Here is a 15,548-nt window from a genome sequence, read left to right as displayed (position 1 = left end):
ATGCTGACGGCTTTCGACTACGCTGTATTGGCGGTGATCGCGTTGTCTGCGCTGCGTGGCGCGTGGCGCGGTTTCGTCTCCGAGATTTTCGGGCTGATCGGCTGGATCGCGGCGATCGCGATCGCCGCCCGCTATGTCGGACTGGTGGTGCCGTATATCCCGGCGAACTGGCCGGGCGGCGCGCTGACGCAGTGGGTGATCGCGTTCGCGCTGATCGTGATCGGCGTCGTGTTCGTCGCGGGTGTCGCGAACGCGCTGTTGTCGCGGATCGCGCAGGCGACGGGCCTCGGCGGGGTCGATCGCTCGCTGGGCATGATGTTCGGGCTCGTCCGCGGCTGCGTGCTGGTGGTGCTGCTGGTCGCGGCGGCCGGGCTGACCGAATTGCCCAAACAGGATTTCTGGCGCAATGCGCTATTGCGTCCTTTCGCCGAACAGGGCGTGCACGAGCTGAAGCAGCTCCTGCCCGACGGCATGGCCCAGTATGTACGCGTGTGACGACGCGGCCGGGCAGGACGGAACCGATTTTGTCATCTTGAAGGACATGCCATGTGCGGCATCGTAGGTGTTATCTCCCAAGCCCCCGTCAATCAGCTGATCTATGACAGCCTGCTGCTGCTGCAGCATCGCGGTCAGGACGCAGCGGGCATCGCGACGGCGGACGGCAGCAATTTCCACATGTACAAGGCTAACGGCATGGTGCGCGACGTGTTCCGCACGCGCAACATGCGCAGCCTGCCCGGCACCTTCGGCATCGGCCAGGTCCGCTATCCGACGGCCGGTTCGGCGTCGAGCGAAGCCGAGGCGCAGCCGTTCTACGTGAACGCGCCGTTCGGGATCATCCTCGCGCACAACGGCAACCTGACGAACTGGGAACAGCTGAAGGACGAGATGTTCCGGATCGACCGCCGGCACATCAATACCAATTCCGACAGCGAAGTGCTGCTCAACGTGTTCGCGCACGAGCTGCAGCTGTCGACGACGGGCCTCGAACTCGATCCGGCCGCGCTGTTCAAGGCGGTCGAGGGCGTGCATCGCCGCCTGCAGGGCTCGTACGCGATCGTGTCGCTGATCGCCGGATACGGCCTGGTCGCGTTCCGCGATCCGTTCGGCATCCGCCCGCTCTGCATCGGCAAGCTCGAGACGGAGCACGGCACCGAATGGATGGTCGCGTCGGAGTCGGTGGCGGTCGAAGGCATCGGCTTCGAATTCGTGCGCGACGTGCAGCCGGGCGAAGCGATCTTCATCGACAAGGCCGGCAACTTCCACAGCCAGCAGTGCGCGGAGAACCCGACGCTGAATCCGTGCATGTTCGAATACGTGTATCTTGCGCGTCCGGATTCGTGCCTCGACGGCGTGCCCGTCTACAACGTGCGCCTGCGCATGGGCGACTACCTTGCCGAGAAGATCAAGCGCGAGCTGCCGAACGTGCCGATCGACGTCGTGATGCCGATTCCCGATTCGTCGCGTCCGGCTGCGATGCAGGTCGCCGCGAAGCTCGGCGTCGAGTATCGCGAAGGCTTCTTCAAGAACCGCTACGTCGGCCGTACCTTCATCATGCCGGGCCAGGCCGTGCGCAAGAAGTCGGTGCGCCAGAAGCTCAATGCGATGAGCATCGAGTTCAAGGACAAGCACGTGCTGATCGTCGACGACTCGATCGTGCGCGGCACGACCTCGCACGAAATCGTGCAGATGGCGCGCGATGCGGGCGCGAAGTCGGTGATCTTCGCGTCGGCGGCGCCGCCCGTGAAGTTCCCGAACGTGTACGGCATCGACATGCCGACGCGCGGCGAGCTGGTTGCACACGGCCGCACCGACGAGGAAGTCGCGAAGATCATCGGTGCCGACCACCTGATCTATCAGGACGTCGACGACCTGCGCCGCGCGGTGCGCGACATCAACCCGAAGCTCGAGGGCTTCGAGGCGTCGTGCTTCGACGGCAACTACATCACCGGCGCCGTGACGCCCGAGTACCTCGACGCGATCGAGCGCGCCCGTCTCGCACCGGCGTCGCAGGCCGATCGCGACACGGCAGGCGACACCGCGCGTTCGCAGATGAACCTGCAGCTGTCGGTCGAGTGATACCGGCGCACGCTTCGGATGAAGCGTGATAGGATGTGGCCTTGCGTCGATTTGATTCAGCTTGCGGACGCGGGGCGACTTCCCAAAACAGCTAAAGCGAAGGCCGGCGGCAGCCGGCCCGAGTCGATCGCTGTCGTACCGCACCGAAGCCCGCTGATGCCGACGCATAGCGGGCTTTTTGTTTTGGCCTGATTTTTGTGGCTGGGCGCGCGCCCCGATGCACGACCCTCGGCGCGACCCCTCGAATACGGATAACGGAACATGGACGACTCCCTCAACTTCGACACGCTCGCCGTGCGCGCGGGCACGCTGCGCAGCAGCGACTTCAACGAGCACTCGGAAGCGCTGTTCCTCACGTCGAGCTTCTGCTTCACGAGCGCGGCCGAGGCAGCCGAGCGCTTCGCGAATTCGGAAGACTATTTCACCTATTCGCGCTTCACGAACCCGACCGTCACCATGTTCCAGGATCGTCTCGCCGCGCTCGAAGGCGGCGAGGCCTGCATCGCGACGGCGTCGGGCATGGCCGCGATCATGTCGGTCGTGATGTCCGCGCTGCAGGCGGGCGATCACCTCGTCAGCTCGCGCAGCCTGTTCGGCTCGACGCTCGGGATGTTCTCGCAGATCTTCAGCAAGTTCGGCATCACGACGACCTTCGTCGATCCGACCGACCTGAACGCCTGGCAGGAAGCGGTGCGGCCCGAGACGAAGATGTTCTTCCTCGAAACGCCGTCGAACCCGCTGACCGAACTCGCCGACATCGAGGCGATCGGCAAGATCGCGAAGGCCGCGAACGCGCTGTTCGTCGTCGACAACTGTTTCTGCAGCCCGGTGCTGCAGCAGCCGCTGAAGCTCGGCGCGGACGTCGTGATGCACTCGGCGACGAAGTTCCTCGACGGCCAGGGCCGCGTGCTCGGCGGCGCGCTGGTCGGCTCGAAGGAGTTCATCATGGGCAAGGTGTTCCCGTTCGTGCGCAGCGCGGGCCCGACGCTGTCGGCGTTCAACGCGTGGGTGCTGCTGAAGGGGATGGAGACGCTGTCGTTGCGCGTCGAGAAGCAGTCGGCGAACGCGCTGGAAATCGCGCGCTGGCTCGATTCGCATCCTGCGGTCAAGCGCGTGTTCTATCCGGGGCTCGAATCGCATCCGCAGCATGAGCTGGCGAAGCGCCAGCAGAAGGCGGGCGGCGCGATCGTATCGTTCGAGCTGAAGGGCGACACGCCGGAGCAGCAGCGCGCGAACGCGTGGCGCGTGATCGACAGCACGAAGCTGGTCTCGATCACCGGCAACCTCGGCGACACGCGCACGACGATCACGCATCCGGCGACGACGACACACGCGCGCATCACGCCGGAAGCGCGTGCGGCCGCGGGGATCACCGAAGGGCTGATCCGCCTCGCGGTCGGCCTGGAAAACGCGGGCGACCTGCGCAACGATCTCGCGCGCGGCCTCGAGGGCTGAGCGCGGCGACGCCGGTTTCAGGGCCGGCATGACGACGGGCCGCTCAGACAGGGCGGCCCGTTTTCTTTTCAGTCGGCGACGAACGCGTGTTGCGTTGCCGGAATCAGCCGGCCCGCGCGTCGCGCATCGCGTCCATCATCCAGCGCAAGGTTTCGTCGAGCGGCGTCACGGGCAGCTCGCCCACCGCGCGCCGCAGCTTGTCGCGCGACCCGCTCAGGCTCTTTACTTCGTTATGCCGAACGAAGCGCGGATCGATCGTCACGTCGATCACGTAACCGGCGATTCGCGACAGCATCGCCAGCACTTCCTTCAGCGAATACGCGCGCTCCGAGCAGATGTTGAACGTCTCGCCGGCCGGCGCGGCTTCGAGCAGCTTCAGATAGGCGGCCGTCACGTCGCGCACGTCGGAGAAATCGCGGCTCACGTCGAGATTGCCGAGCGAGATGCGCGGCGCGTTGCGCGCATAGTGCGATACCAGCTTCGGCAGCAGATAGGCATCGTCCTGGCCGACGCCCGTGTAATTGAACGGCCGTGCGATCACGATCGGCAGGCGGTCGGCCCACAGCTTCGCCGCGTATTCCATAGCGAGCTTGCTGACCGCGTAGTCGTTCGCGGGCGCGGGCGCGACGCTTTCGTCGAGCACGCCGGCCGTCGAATTGCCGTAGATGTTCGCGCTGCTGGCGAGCAGCACCGCCGACGGGCGGCGGTCGAGGCCCGCGAGCGCGGCCAGCAGGTTGCGCGTGCCGACGATGTTGACCGCGTAGGTCTGCGACGGCTCGTCCTGCGCGACGTGCGCGCGCGCGGCGAGGTGCACGACCGCATCGGGCCGCGCATCGGCGAGCGCTGCACGGGTCGCGTCCGCATCGAGCAGGTCGACCGGCAGCAGCGTGCAGTGGGCGAGCGCCGGATCGTCGGGCCGCGCCGCGCCGGGCGCCACGGTGCCCCACACGTCGTAGCCGGCCGCAGCGAGCCGCTGCGCCATGTAGCGGCCGGTGAAGCCCGCCAGGCCCGTGACGAACGCCCGGCGCGACGGGCGCCTGGCTTCAGTACGTGTCATGGTGCCGGTTCCGCGTCAGGTCCGCTTCGACCATCATCTGGCAGAGCTGTTCGAGCGTCGTCTCCGGCGCCCAGCCCAGCTTGGCTTTCGCTTTGTCGGCGGAGCCGATCAGCAGGTCGACTTCGGCAGGGCGGTAGAACTTCGGATTCACTTCGACGAGCACGTCGCCGTTCGACGCGTCGAGGCCGCGTTCCTGCTCGCCCTTGCCGGTCCATTCGATCTGATAGCCGGCGGCCGCGAACGCCATCTGCACGAAGTCGCGCACGGTCTCGGTGCGGTTGGTCGCGAGCACGTAGGTGTCGGGCTCGTCGGCCTGCAGCATCCGCCACATCCCTTCGACGTATTCGAGCGCGAAGCCCCAGTCGCGCTTCGCGTCGAGGTTGCCGAGCTCGAGCCGGGTCGCCTTGCCGAGCTTGATCTTCGCGACGGTGTCGGTGATCTTGCGCGTGACGAACTCGCGGCCGCGCAGCGGCGATTCGTGGTTGAACAGGATGCCGCTGCAGCCGAACAGGCCGTAGGACTCGCGGTAGTTCACGGTCATCCAGTGCGCGTACAGCTTCGCGACGCCGTACGGGCTGCGCGGGTAGAACGCGGTGGTTTCCGTCTGCGGGATCGCCTGCACCTTGCCGAACATCTCGGACGTCGACGCCTGGTAGAAGCGCGTCTTCGGGCTCACCACGCGGATCGCCTCGAGCAGGTTCAGCGGGCCGACGGCCGTGACCTCGGCGGTCGTCGCCGGCTGGTCGAACGACACGCCGACGAAGCTCTGCGCGGCCAGGTTGTACAGCTCGTCGGGCTGCGTGCGTTCGAGCAGCCGCAGGCTGGAGCCGGCATCCGTCAGGTCGTGCTCGACGAGCGACAGGTTCGGGTGCGTGTCGACGCCGAGCTCGGCGATGCGCCAGAAGTTGACCGAACTGGTGCGGCGGTAGGTGCCCGTGACTTCGTAGCCCTTGTCGAGCAGCAGCTTGGTCAGGTAGGCGCCGTCCTGCCCGGTGATCCCCGTGATGATGGCCTTCTTGCGAGTTTGGCTCATGGCAATGTCCTGGTCGAAACGATGGATTGAGAAAGTCAGGCGGTCGTGCGCGCGGCGGCGGGTATCGTGCTGCGCGCGGGGCCGCGGGTCAGGCGCCGCTCGAAGCCGTACCAGCTCACGGTGGCGTACACGAGCGTGATGGCCAGCGCGAGCGCGGCCGTGACGAAGCGGTTCAGGTGCAGCGGCCACAGCGCGTACAGCACGCTCAGGTGAATCAGGTAGACGGTGTAGCTGACGGTGCCGACGTACACGAGCAGCGGGTTCGTCAGCACGCGCTGCACGACGCCGCGTCCGCGCAGCGCGATCACGACGATCGACGTGCACAGCAGCAGCGAGATGCTGTAGAGCGCGGCGTTCGACAGCGGCGTGTTCGCGGCGCGGAAACGCGGGAACGACAGGTGCAGCCAGCCGAGGATCGCGAGCGACACGAGCGCGCCGACGATCGCGAGCGGATAGAACGGCTCCAGCGCGCGCCGGTCGCGGCGCAGCACGATCGCGAGCAGCGCGCCAGCGGCGAGCAGGTCCATCCGGAACGGCGTCAGGTAGTAGATCGGCCAGAACGAATCGAACCACGGCGTCGCGATCGCGCGCAGCACGGGCGCCGCGACGATCAGCGCGGCGGCGATCCACAGCAGCGCGCGCTCCGAACACCACAGCACGACGAACGGCCAGAAGATGTAGAACTGCTCCTCGACGGCGAGCGACCACAGCACGTTCAGGCTGTCGTGGCCGATGCTGCCGAGCGACAGCCCGATGTTGGTCGAGAAGAACGCGAACCACGGCCAGTGCGGCAGCCAGCTCGCGCCGAACAGCAGCGTCGACACGACCAGCAGCAACACGTACGGCGGCAGGATCCGGCGCACGCGGCGCGCGTAGAAGTGGCTGAAGTACGACTGTCCGCGCGCCTTGCGCTCGAGCAGGATGCCGGTGATCAGCAGGCCGCTCAGCACGAAGAACAGGTCGACGCCCATCCACAGCGGCGCCTTCAGCGCGTGTTGCAGGAACACGGCGCCGACGGCGATCGCGCGCAGCCCGTCGAGCTGCACGATGCGGCCGTGTTGCGGCGGGGCGAGGTCGGCGGTGCGCGAGATGCCCGTCATCGCGCCGCTCCTTCGCGACGCGCGGCCGATGCCGACGCGCGCCGCGTATTCGATGCGTGAACGTAATGCATGCGTTTAAAGGAAATATTGATTCGAAATCGATTCTAGGGAAAAGAAATCGGCAAAAAAACGCATGTCATTTATTCGGCTGAAAACATTCAAATGCCGGTCGTTTCAATCACGAGATGAAAGATTTGCAGGCCAGGTAGCCCGTCGGACGGGCCGGAGCGGAATTTTCTACGGATCGTCGCGTGAAAGGCGGTCGTTATTTCCGCTTCGCCGGGGCTATTCCGCACGATTCCGGTTCAATATTTCAGGCGGAAACATCCCCAAATATTTCCAAATTTCTTGTGATTATTTTTGCTTGTAACCTGCATCGCGACGTTTGAAACCCACACGCGACAGGTCATCCAGGCAGACAGCACGCCACGGCGCCGGTCGCTTTTGCATCGAGTCTGGAGAGCGCATTGCGACGTCTGATTCTGGTTGGCATGACGGTATGCGCGGCGCTGTCCGCGAGCGCCGCACCGGCTGAAACCGTGTTGCCCGCGACCACGTCGTGGATCGGCAACACGTTCGGCTATGGCGACGGCAGCTGGACGCAGATCGACATTCGCGCGATCGCGGTGACGCCCGACGGCAAGGTGTATACGAACGCGCCGTGGGACGAGAGCGGCGCCGAGGCGAGCGTCTACCAGGACGGGAAGATGCTCGGCTTCGCCGGCGGCACGCATGGCTGGGGCAACCTCGGCGGCAACGCGGTCGCGGTGAACGGCAAGTATGCGTACGTCGCGATCGGCGTCGGCAACGAGCGCGGCCATCTGCAGTCGCCCGGCATCTGGCCGGACAAGGGCAAGCAGTGGTACGGCATTTCGCGGCGCACGATCGGCGACATGAAGCAGCCCGCGCCGTTCCGCGCGGCGCCGCAGGTCGCGCCCGGCGGGCGCGCCGATGCCGGCCGTGCGCGAATGGCCGCGAGCTTCATGGTGATGAACGAAGTGGCGGCACCCGCGCGGTCGGAGGTCGGTGAGCTGAAGGCGGAAGTGGGCGGCCTCGCGGCCGACGACAAGACGTTGTTCGCGACGAATCCTTCGCATGACGAAGTCGACGTGTACGACGCCGAAACGATGCAGAAGAAGGGCACGTGGAGTGCGCACGAGCCGGGCCGCATCGCGCTCGCCGGCGACGGCACGCTGTGGCTGCTCACCGATACGCTCAACGGGCCCGCGCACCTCGTGCACGTGCGCGCGGACGGCCGCAAGCTCGACGACGCGCCCGCGCTGCCCGAGGGGACCGATGCGGTGGACGTGGCGGTCGACGCGAAAGGGCGCGTGCTGGTCGCGGACAACGGCCCGCGCCAGCAGGTGCTGATTTTCTCGAAAGGCGGCAACGGCTATGCGCCGTCCGGCACGCTCGGCGAGCGCGGCGGGATCTTCGCGGGCCCGGTGCCGGGTCGCCCCGGGCCGCAACGTTTCAACGGGCTGACGGGCGTGGGCGTCGATCGCGCGGGCAACGTGTACGTGTCGATGAACGGCATCGGGCCGCGCCACGACACGATCGGTGCGGGGCTCGGCGCGGTGCTCGAGAGCTACACGCCGGACGGCAAGCTGCGCTGGCAGGTGCAGGGGCTGCTGTTCGTCGACGGTGCGTGGCTCGATCCCGCACGGCCGAACAGCGTGTACACGGGCAACAAGCGCTTCGAGCTCGACCTGTCGAAGCCGCACGGCCAGGACTGGAAATACGCCGGCTTCCTGTCGAACCGCTTCAAGTATCCGGACGATCCCGTGTTCCACACGGACCAGTACCCCGGCATGCCGTTCGCGCGGCGCATCGACGGGCGCACGTTCCTGTACCTGACCGACATGTACGCCGATCACCTGAAGATCTACCGCTTCGACGCGAAGCGCGACGGCGAGGTCGCGATTCCGTCGGGCCTGATCGCGGGCCGTGCGCGGCCGGTCGACAAGGTGCCGAACAAGCCGCCGGGCGGCGACTGGATCTGGCGCGACGCGAACGGCAACGGCCGGCTCGACGAGGACGAGTTCACGACCAACACGACCGGCAAGGTGAAGGCGGGCGGCTGGGGCTGGTGGGTCGACACGAAGGGCGACATCTGGCGCACGAGCGACGTGCGCGGGATTCATCGCTTCGGCTACGGCGGCGTCGACAAGGCCGGCAACCCGATCTATTCGTACGACAAGGTCACGACCTATCCGATGCCGCAGCCGTTCACGCAGCTGCGCCGCGCGATCTACGAGCCGCAGACGGACACGCTGTACGTGACGGGCTACACGGCCGACGCGCCGCCGCAGCCCGGCATCAACAAGGAAGTCGGCCGCGTGCTGGTGCGCTTCGACAAGTGGTCGAGCGGCTCGCCGGTGGTGCGCTATACGGTCGCGCTGCCGTGGCAGCTCGACGCGAAGCCGATCCTCGACCTGATCGGGATCACGGTCGAGGGCCGCTACATCTTCACGGTGGAGCCGGTCGGGAAGATCCACGTGTACGACAAGGAAACCGGCAAGGAGGTCGGCGTGATGAGCCCGGGCGCCGAGGTCGGCAAGGCGTCGGGCTGGGTCGACGTGCCGTTCGGCATCAGCGCGTTCCGGCGCGAGAACGGCGAATACCTGGTGTTCGTCGAGGAAGACGCGCGCGGCAAGGTGCTGATGTATCGCTGGAAACCGTGACGGGCGGCGCACCGTCGTTGCAGTCGCCGTCACACAAGGCAGAAGCATGGACAAAGGCATACTCAAGAACGTTTCGATCAACTTCATCGGGCTGATCCTGCCGACCTTCGTGTCGCTGGTGACGGTGCCCGCCTATATCCACGCGCTGGGCGTCGAGCGCTACGGCGTCGTCAGCCTCGTGTGGACGCTGATCGGTTATTTCGGGATCCTCGATCTCGGGATGAGCATGGCCGCGCAGAACCACATCTCCAAGGCGCTCGCGAGCGGCGACGCCGACGAAAGCGCGCGCGTGTTCTGGAGCGCGTTCTGGCTGAATCTCGGCACCGGCATCGTCGGCGGGCTGCTGATCTATTTCGGCGCGTTCATCTACACCGAGTACTTCACGAAGGTGTCGGCGGCGATGCAGCACGAGGTGTATCTCGCGCTGCCGTGGCTCGCGCTCGCGATTCCGCTCGCGAACGTGTCGTGGGTGTTCGCCGGCGCGATCAACGGCGCCGAACGGTTCGGCGTGTTCAACACGAACCAGACGATCGGCACCTTCCTGTTCCAGCTGCTGCCGCTCGGCGCCGCGTGGTGGATTGCGCCGAACCTGCAGACGGTGCTCGCCGCCGCGGTCGTCGCGCGGCTGATCGCGGCGGTGATGCTCGGTCACGCGAGCATCAAGGTGCTCGGGATCCGGCGCATCGACCCGCCGCAGTGGGGCACCGCGAAAGGGCTGTTCAACTTCGGCGGCTGGATGCTGATCGCGAGCATGGCGAGCATGATCGCCGACACGCTCGATCGCGTGATGCTCGGCGCCGGCATGGGCGCGAAGTTCGTCACCTACTACACGGTTCCGCAGAACCTCGTCACGCGGCTGAACATGCTGCCGAACGCGCTGGTGCGCACGCTGTTCCCGCGCCTGTCGGCGGTCGGCCGCGATCACGCGGACACGCTCGCGCGCCAGTCGCTCGAATTCCTGAACGGCGTGTTCACGCCGGTCGGCATCGTCGCGATCTTCGCGCTCGCGCCGTTCCTCACGCTGTGGGTCGGCGCCGATCTCGCCGCGCATTCGGCGCCGGTCGGGCGCGTGCTGGTGATCAGCGTGTGGCTCGTCGGCCAGGCGAGCGTCACGCGGATCCTGATCCAGTCGCAGGTCAACCCGGCGCGGGCCGCGTTCGCAGGGCTCATCGAGATGCCGTTCTTCGTCGGCGGCCTGTGGTTCGGTATTCATCACTTCGGGCTGATCGGCGCGGCGGTGGTCGTCGCGACCCGCGCGCTGGTCGACTACGGCGTGCTGCTTTACCTGTCGGCGATCCGGATGCGCGCGATCGTGCTCGACATGCTCGCGCATCTCGCCTTCCTGCTCGCGAGCCTGTTTCTCGCGCAAGCGTGGTCGGGGCTCGGCGAGTCGATCGGCCTCTGCGCGGTCGTGCTGGTGCTGAACCTGGCGTGGTCGTTCACGATGACGCCGGCCTTGCGCGCGCTGGTGCGTGACTTGTTCGTCCGTCTCAATGCGAGGAAAACCGTATGAATCGCGATCTGGCGGAACACGCCATCCTGAACCTCGCCACGGCCGATGCCGCCGCGGCCGAAGCCGGCGACGCCGCTACGCTGCGCCGGGGCAAACCGGCCGGGCAGGCGAGCGCACGCGATGCGTCGCGCCCGCTGCGCGTGGCGATCGTCCACGACTGGCTCGTCACGTACGCCGGCGCCGAGCGCGTGCTCGAACAGATCGTCGCGTGCTTTCCCGACGCGGACCTGTTCAGCCTCGTCGATTTTCTCGACGACCGCGCGTTCGTGCGCGGCAAGCCGGTGACGACCTCGTTCATCCAGAAGCTGCCGTTCGCACGCACCAAGTACCGCAGCTACCTGCCGCTGATGCCGCTCGCGATCGAGCAGCTCGACGTGTCGGACTACGACCTCGTGATCTCCAGCAGCCACGCGGTCGCGAAGGGCGTGCTGACCGGGCCGGACCAGATGCACATCAGCTACGTGCATTCGCCGATCCGCTACGCGTGGGACCTGCAGCACCAGTATCTGGAACAGTCGAACCTGACGCACGGGCCGAAGTCGCTGCTCGCGCGGATGATCCTGCATTACATCCGCAACTGGGACACGCGCACCGCGAACGCGGTGGACGGCTTCGTCGCGAATTCCGCGTTCATCGCGCGCCGCATCCGCAAGGTGTATCACCGCGACGCGGCGGTGATCTTCCCGCCGGTCGACGTGGACGGCTTCTCGCTGAACGAGGTGAAGGACGATTTCTACCTGACCGCGTCGCGGATGGTGCCGTACAAGAAGATCGACCTGATCGTCGAAGCGTTCTCGCGCACGCCGGAGCGCAAGCTCGTCGTGATCGGCGACGGCCCGGAGATGCAGAAGATCCGCGCGAAGGCCGGCCCCAACGTCGAGATCATGGGCTACCAGCCGTTCGCGGTGCTGCACGACCGGATGCGGCGCGCGAAGGCGTTCGTGTTCGCGGCCGAGGAAGATTTCGGGATTTCGGTGGTCGAGGCGCAGGCGTGCGGCACGCCCGTGATCGCGTACGGCAAGGGCGGCGCGCTCGAGACCGTGCTCGAGCCGCGCTCGCACGCGCAGCCGACCGGGCTGTTCTTCGACGAACAGACGCCGCATGCGATCGTCGCGGCGGTCGACGATTTCGAGCGCGCACCGCAGCGCTTCACGGCGCACGCGTGCCGCGCGAATGCGGAGCGCTTTTCGGCGGACACCTTTCGGCGGCGCTTTCTCGATTACGTGGAGACGGCGCTGCCCGGCTCGACCGCGCAGCGCGGCACGGCCGTCGCGCCGATGCCGGCCGCGCGCGGCCCGGCGACGCTCGTGCTGGATCAGAGCGGCGTTCTCGGCGGTGCGGAGCTGTCGCTGCTGGAGATCATGAAGCACATGCGCGCGAACGCCGATGTGCTGCTGTTCGACGACGGCCCGTTCCGCGCGGCGCTCGACGAGATCGGCGCGCGCGTCGACGTGCTCGACCAGGGCGCGCTCGCCGGGGTGCGCAAGCAGGGCGGCGTGTCGGCCGGCGCGTTGAAGCAGCTGGTCGCGCTCGTACGCGACGTCGCACGGCGCGCGCGCCGCGCCGAGGTGATCTACGCGAACACGCAGCGCGCGATGGTGGTCGCCGCGCTGGCCGGGCGGCTCGCGCGCAAGCCGGTGGTCTGGCACCTGCGCGACATCGTCAGCGGCGACCATTTCGGCAGCAAGCAGCTGATGGCGATCAAGTACTGCGCGCGGTTCGGCGTCACGCGCGTGATCGCGAACTCCGACGCGTCCGCGCAGGCATTTCGTGCGCTGACGGGCTTCACGCCGCAGCACGTCGACGTCGTGTTCAACGGCATTTCGGCCGAACCGTTCGACGCGCTGGACCATGCGAGCCAGGCCGCGCTGCGCGCGCGCTTCGGGCTGCCCGAGCACGCATGGCTGGTCGGCTCGTTCAGCCGCCTCGCGCACTGGAAGGGGCAGCACCTGCTGCTGGAGGCCGCGGCTCGCCATCCCGGCATGCACGTGGTGCTGGTCGGCGCGCCGCTGTTCGGCGAGGACGAATACGCGGCGCAGCTGCACGAGATCGTCGCGCGTCACGGGATGGACGACCGTGTCCATTTCCTCGGCTTCCAGCGCGACGTGGCCGCGTGCATGAAGGCGGTCGACGTGGTCGCGCATACGTCGATCACGCCGGAGCCGTTCGGGCGCGTGATCGTCGAGGGCATGCTCGCGCGGCGGCCGGTGGTCGCGGCCCGCGCGGGCGGGGTCGTCGAGATCATCGAGGACGGCGAAAACGGGCTGCTCTGCGAGCCGGGCAACGCGGCCGCGCTGGCCGACGCGCTGGGCAGGCTGCAGCGCGACGCCGCGCTGCGCGAGCGGCTCGTCGTGAGCGGGCGGGCGACCGCGGTGCGCCGGTTCGGCACCGAAACCTATGTGGCGCGGGTCGAGAAGATCCTCGCGGATACGGCGAAGGCCGCGAAGGCCGCGAAGGCGAAGAAGCGGTAGGTGGCGGCTTGCGGCGGCATGTGAAGCGTGTCGTCGTGAACCGGCGGAACCGGGCCCCCATGCGGCGTTGCGCTGCATGGGGGCTTTGCGCTTTGAGCGCTGTCGCGCACCGGGCACGCCGCACGTGACGAATCCGTAATCTGCGCAAGCCGAGCGATTGCGTAAGCGCGAGCGGCGCAATGCGGGGCCGGCCCGGGTCGCGGGATGCGGGCTGCAACGACGATGCGCTCGGGCGGCGGAGCGATGCGTTGCAGCGGGCGTGAATCCGGCCGCCGCCCGGTTCGGAATCGCTGCGCGGGACGCCAGGAGCGGCGCCGTGCGGTCCTGCCGCGGATCGCGTGAGGGGTCGGGCGACGCGACCGCCGTGCAGCCGCCCAGGCGGCGCATGACGCCGCGGCTTGCGTACTTCGGTACGTCGTGCCCGCCGCGTCGCGACGCGCAAATGCATCCTCGCGCCGTCCTGCCCGTAGAAAAGCCCTCGCCCAGCCTGACGCCGGGCGGGGGCCGGGCGGGGGCCGCGAGCGCGCCAACGGCGCCGTTCAGGCGGCCCGTTCGGGGGCCGGTGCGACGACGCGGGCGGTGCGGGTCGGCTTCAGGCTGGCCGCCCACATCATCGCCGGGCGTTCGAACAGCCGGTAGAACACGTAGGCGACCGGAATCGCGGCGGCCATGAACGCGATCGACGGCCAGATCGACAGTTGCAGTTCGGAGTGGAACAGCACCGAGCCGAGGCAGACGAACAGCGGCAGATGGATCAGGTACAGCGAGTAGCTGAAGTCGCCGAACCAGCCGAGCACGCGCAGCAGCGGCGTCGGGCGCGGCGGGCAGGCGAGCGCGCGGTACAGGAAGCACGCGAAGCCGGCCGCCCACAGCTGGAACGCGCCGTACTGGCCGAAATGGAACGCGCCGCAGCCCGCGGCCAGCAGCACGGCCGCCGCGAGGTACCACGCGCGCGACGGCACGGCGGCCGTGCCGCGCACCGGCTGCGCGCGCACGTCGGCGATCCACGCGCCGACGGTCCAGGACAGCCAGTACGACGTGAAGAACTGCAGGTCGTGCCGTTCGAGCAGCCACGCCGACGCGACGTTGACGAGCGCGACGGCCGCGACGATGGCCGGCATGCCGATGCGCCGGCGCAGCGCGAACAGGAGCGGGTAGATCGCGTAGAACTGCACTTCGAGCGACAGCGTCCACAGCGCGCCGTTCGACCCGTACGTGTAGCCGGCGACGCCTTGCAGCGAGAACAGGTTCACGAGGAACGCAGTGATGCCGACGTCGCGGATCTTGTGGCTGACCGGCGCGATCTGCAGGCTGACCGCGTCCATCGCGAGCGTGAACAGCAGCGCGGCGAGCAGCACCGGGTAGATGCGCGCGAAGCGGCGCGCCCAGAAGTTCGGCGCGTCGAGCCGGTACGCGGGGTTGGCCGCGAGCTTGAGCGCTGCATTGCGGTGGATGCAGTAGCCGCTGATCACGAAGAAGATCGGCACGCCGGCGGAGCCCCATGCGAACGGGAAGGTCAGGTAGCCGGCGATCGCGCTCGGGTTCAGCGCATGACCGTAAGCGTGATGGAAGCTCTGCATGCCGACCCAGACGACCTGGCGGCAGTGGAAATAGGCGACGAGCAGCGCCGCGAACCCGCGCATCGCGTCGATCACGTGTTCCTTGTGGTCGGCGACGGGCGGCGCAGTCAAAGACGATCCGCTGAAAGCTTGCATGCGATTCGATTCCTTGCGACGGATGAAGGGGATGGTCCAATCGTAATGCGCAAGAATTCGCTCGAATGAATAAAAAAATCGCGTCGGGAAATAGTGGTATTTCAGATGGTGGTGTTATTCCGGTCTGAAAGCGGTTTCGCCGCCGCCACAATTATTTGCCGATTTTTTTCTGATAGTTTGAAGCTCCAGTTGATTGATGCAAGGAGCGGCAAGATGGACATGCATTGGATCGCGAGCGCGGCAGTACTGCTGGTCATGGCCGTGCTGTCGGCGTACCGCGAGGCGCTGAAGAACGAGCCGATTCGCCCGGGTCTCGAGCGGGGCGGCGTCCCGTATATCGAGGAATTCGAATCGTAAGAATTTGTATCCGGAAAATCGGTAATTTGTTTCTGTATCGGCGCCGGGTTCGGCAATATCGACCGGATTTGCAGATTATCTCTT

Annotated in this window: 11 protein-coding genes; 7 read left to right on the top strand and 4 right to left on the bottom strand. The window is 67.2% G+C overall.

Going from position 1 to position 15,548, the window contains the following annotated elements:
* The 3 genes from DID99_RS24785 to DID99_RS24770 all read left to right on the top strand — a co-directional run bounded on the left by DID99_RS24785 (position 1) and on the right by DID99_RS24770 (position 3,534).
* Positions 1–495: a CvpA family protein gene (locus DID99_RS24785; RefSeq protein ID WP_044843823.1), complete on the top strand. Its 495-nt coding sequence runs from the start codon at positions 1–3 to the stop codon at positions 493–495.
* A 51-nt stretch (positions 496–546) separates the two neighbouring features.
* Positions 547–2,079 carry an amidophosphoribosyltransferase gene (gene purF, locus DID99_RS24780; protein WP_044843824.1) on the top strand — a complete coding sequence of 511 codons (1,533 nt, stop codon included), beginning with the start codon at positions 547–549 and terminating at the stop codon, positions 2,077–2,079.
* A gap of 261 nt (positions 2,080–2,340) precedes the next feature.
* Complete coding sequence (locus DID99_RS24770; RefSeq protein ID WP_044843825.1) at positions 2,341–3,534, top strand: O-succinylhomoserine sulfhydrylase; 1,194 nt, start codon at positions 2,341–2,343, stop codon at positions 3,532–3,534.
* A 103-nt stretch (positions 3,535–3,637) separates the two neighbouring features.
* On the opposite strand, the gene DID99_RS24765 is transcribed toward DID99_RS24770, so the two are convergent.
* Genes DID99_RS24765 through DID99_RS24755 form a run of 3 tightly spaced genes read right to left on the bottom strand, consistent with a single transcriptional unit; the run spans position 3,638 to position 6,724 of the window.
* Positions 3,638–4,591: an NAD-dependent epimerase/dehydratase family protein gene (locus DID99_RS24765; RefSeq protein ID WP_124521895.1), complete on the bottom strand. Its 954-nt coding sequence runs from the start codon at positions 4,589–4,591 to the stop codon at positions 3,638–3,640.
* Positions 4,578–5,624, bottom strand: a complete 1,047-nt coding sequence (gene gmd / locus DID99_RS24760) for a GDP-mannose 4,6-dehydratase (RefSeq protein ID WP_124667675.1) — start codon at positions 5,622–5,624, stop codon at positions 4,578–4,580. The genes DID99_RS24765 and gmd overlap by 14 nt, the downstream gene beginning before the upstream one ends.
* 35 nt (positions 5,625–5,659) lie before the next feature.
* Positions 5,660–6,724 carry an acyltransferase gene (locus tag DID99_RS24755; RefSeq protein ID WP_124667674.1) on the bottom strand — a complete coding sequence of 355 codons (1,065 nt, stop codon included), beginning with the start codon at positions 6,722–6,724 and terminating at the stop codon, positions 5,660–5,662.
* A 491-nt stretch (positions 6,725–7,215) separates the two neighbouring features.
* Here DID99_RS24755 and DID99_RS24750 point away from each other — a divergent pair, with 491 nt between their 5' ends.
* The 3 genes from DID99_RS24750 to DID99_RS24740 are packed head-to-tail and all read left to right on the top strand — an operon-like array spanning position 7,216 to position 13,392.
* Positions 7,216–9,408, top strand: coding sequence for a hypothetical protein (locus DID99_RS24750; protein WP_185733816.1), 2,193 nt, complete (start codon positions 7,216–7,218; stop codon positions 9,406–9,408).
* 46 nt (positions 9,409–9,454) lie between these two features.
* Complete coding sequence (locus DID99_RS24745) at positions 9,455–10,921, top strand: flippase (protein WP_124667672.1); 1,467 nt, start codon at positions 9,455–9,457, stop codon at positions 10,919–10,921.
* Positions 10,918–13,392 (top strand): glycosyltransferase family 4 protein, encoded by a 2,475-nt coding sequence (locus DID99_RS24740; RefSeq protein ID WP_124667671.1) that lies wholly within the window; start codon positions 10,918–10,920, stop codon positions 13,390–13,392. The genes DID99_RS24745 and DID99_RS24740 overlap by 4 nt, the downstream gene beginning before the upstream one ends.
* 539 nt (positions 13,393–13,931) lie before the next feature.
* Here the strand turns inward: DID99_RS24740 and DID99_RS24735 are convergent.
* Positions 13,932–15,107, bottom strand: coding sequence for an acyltransferase (locus tag DID99_RS24735; protein ID WP_124667670.1), 1,176 nt, complete (start codon positions 15,105–15,107; stop codon positions 13,932–13,934).
* A gap of 213 nt (positions 15,108–15,320) precedes the next feature.
* Between DID99_RS24735 and DID99_RS37390 the strand changes: the two genes are divergently transcribed.
* Positions 15,321–15,464, top strand: coding sequence for a hypothetical protein (locus DID99_RS37390; RefSeq protein WP_006479318.1), 144 nt, complete (start codon positions 15,321–15,323; stop codon positions 15,462–15,464).
* The last annotated feature ends 84 nt before the right edge of the window (positions 15,465–15,548 follow it).

The sequence above is a fragment of the Burkholderia sp. Bp8986 genome, from assembly GCF_003854225.1.
GTDB lineage: Bacteria > Pseudomonadota > Gammaproteobacteria > Burkholderiales > Burkholderiaceae > Burkholderia.
The sequence above is the reverse complement of the archived record's forward strand: the minus strand, read 5'-3'. Positions and strand labels throughout refer to the sequence as shown.

Coding starts and splice junctions, on each gene's coding strand:
- DID99_RS37390 (WP_006479318.1), top strand. CDS start 15,321: ATGGACATGCATTGGATCGCGAGCGCGGCAGTACTGCTGGTCATGGCC.
- DID99_RS24750 (WP_185733816.1), top strand. CDS start 7,216: ATGACGGTATGCGCGGCGCTGTCCGCGAGCGCCGCACCGGCTGAAACC.
- purF (WP_044843824.1), top strand. CDS start 547: ATGTGCGGCATCGTAGGTGTTATCTCCCAAGCCCCCGTCAATCAGCTG.
- DID99_RS24745 (WP_124667672.1), top strand. CDS start 9,455: ATGGACAAAGGCATACTCAAGAACGTTTCGATCAACTTCATCGGGCTG.
- DID99_RS24765 (WP_124521895.1), bottom strand. CDS start 4,591: ATGACACGTACTGAAGCCAGGCGCCCGTCGCGCCGGGCGTTCGTCACG.
- DID99_RS24740 (WP_124667671.1), top strand. CDS start 10,918: ATGAATCGCGATCTGGCGGAACACGCCATCCTGAACCTCGCCACGGCC.
- DID99_RS24785 (WP_044843823.1), top strand. CDS start 1: ATGCTGACGGCTTTCGACTACGCTGTATTGGCGGTGATCGCGTTGTCT.
- DID99_RS24735 (WP_124667670.1), bottom strand. CDS start 15,107: ATGCAAGCTTTCAGCGGATCGTCTTTGACTGCGCCGCCCGTCGCCGAC.
- DID99_RS24755 (WP_124667674.1), bottom strand. CDS start 6,724: ATGACGGGCATCTCGCGCACCGCCGACCTCGCCCCGCCGCAACACGGC.
- gmd (WP_124667675.1), bottom strand. CDS start 5,624: ATGAGCCAAACTCGCAAGAAGGCCATCATCACGGGGATCACCGGGCAG.
- DID99_RS24770 (WP_044843825.1), top strand. CDS start 2,341: ATGGACGACTCCCTCAACTTCGACACGCTCGCCGTGCGCGCGGGCACG.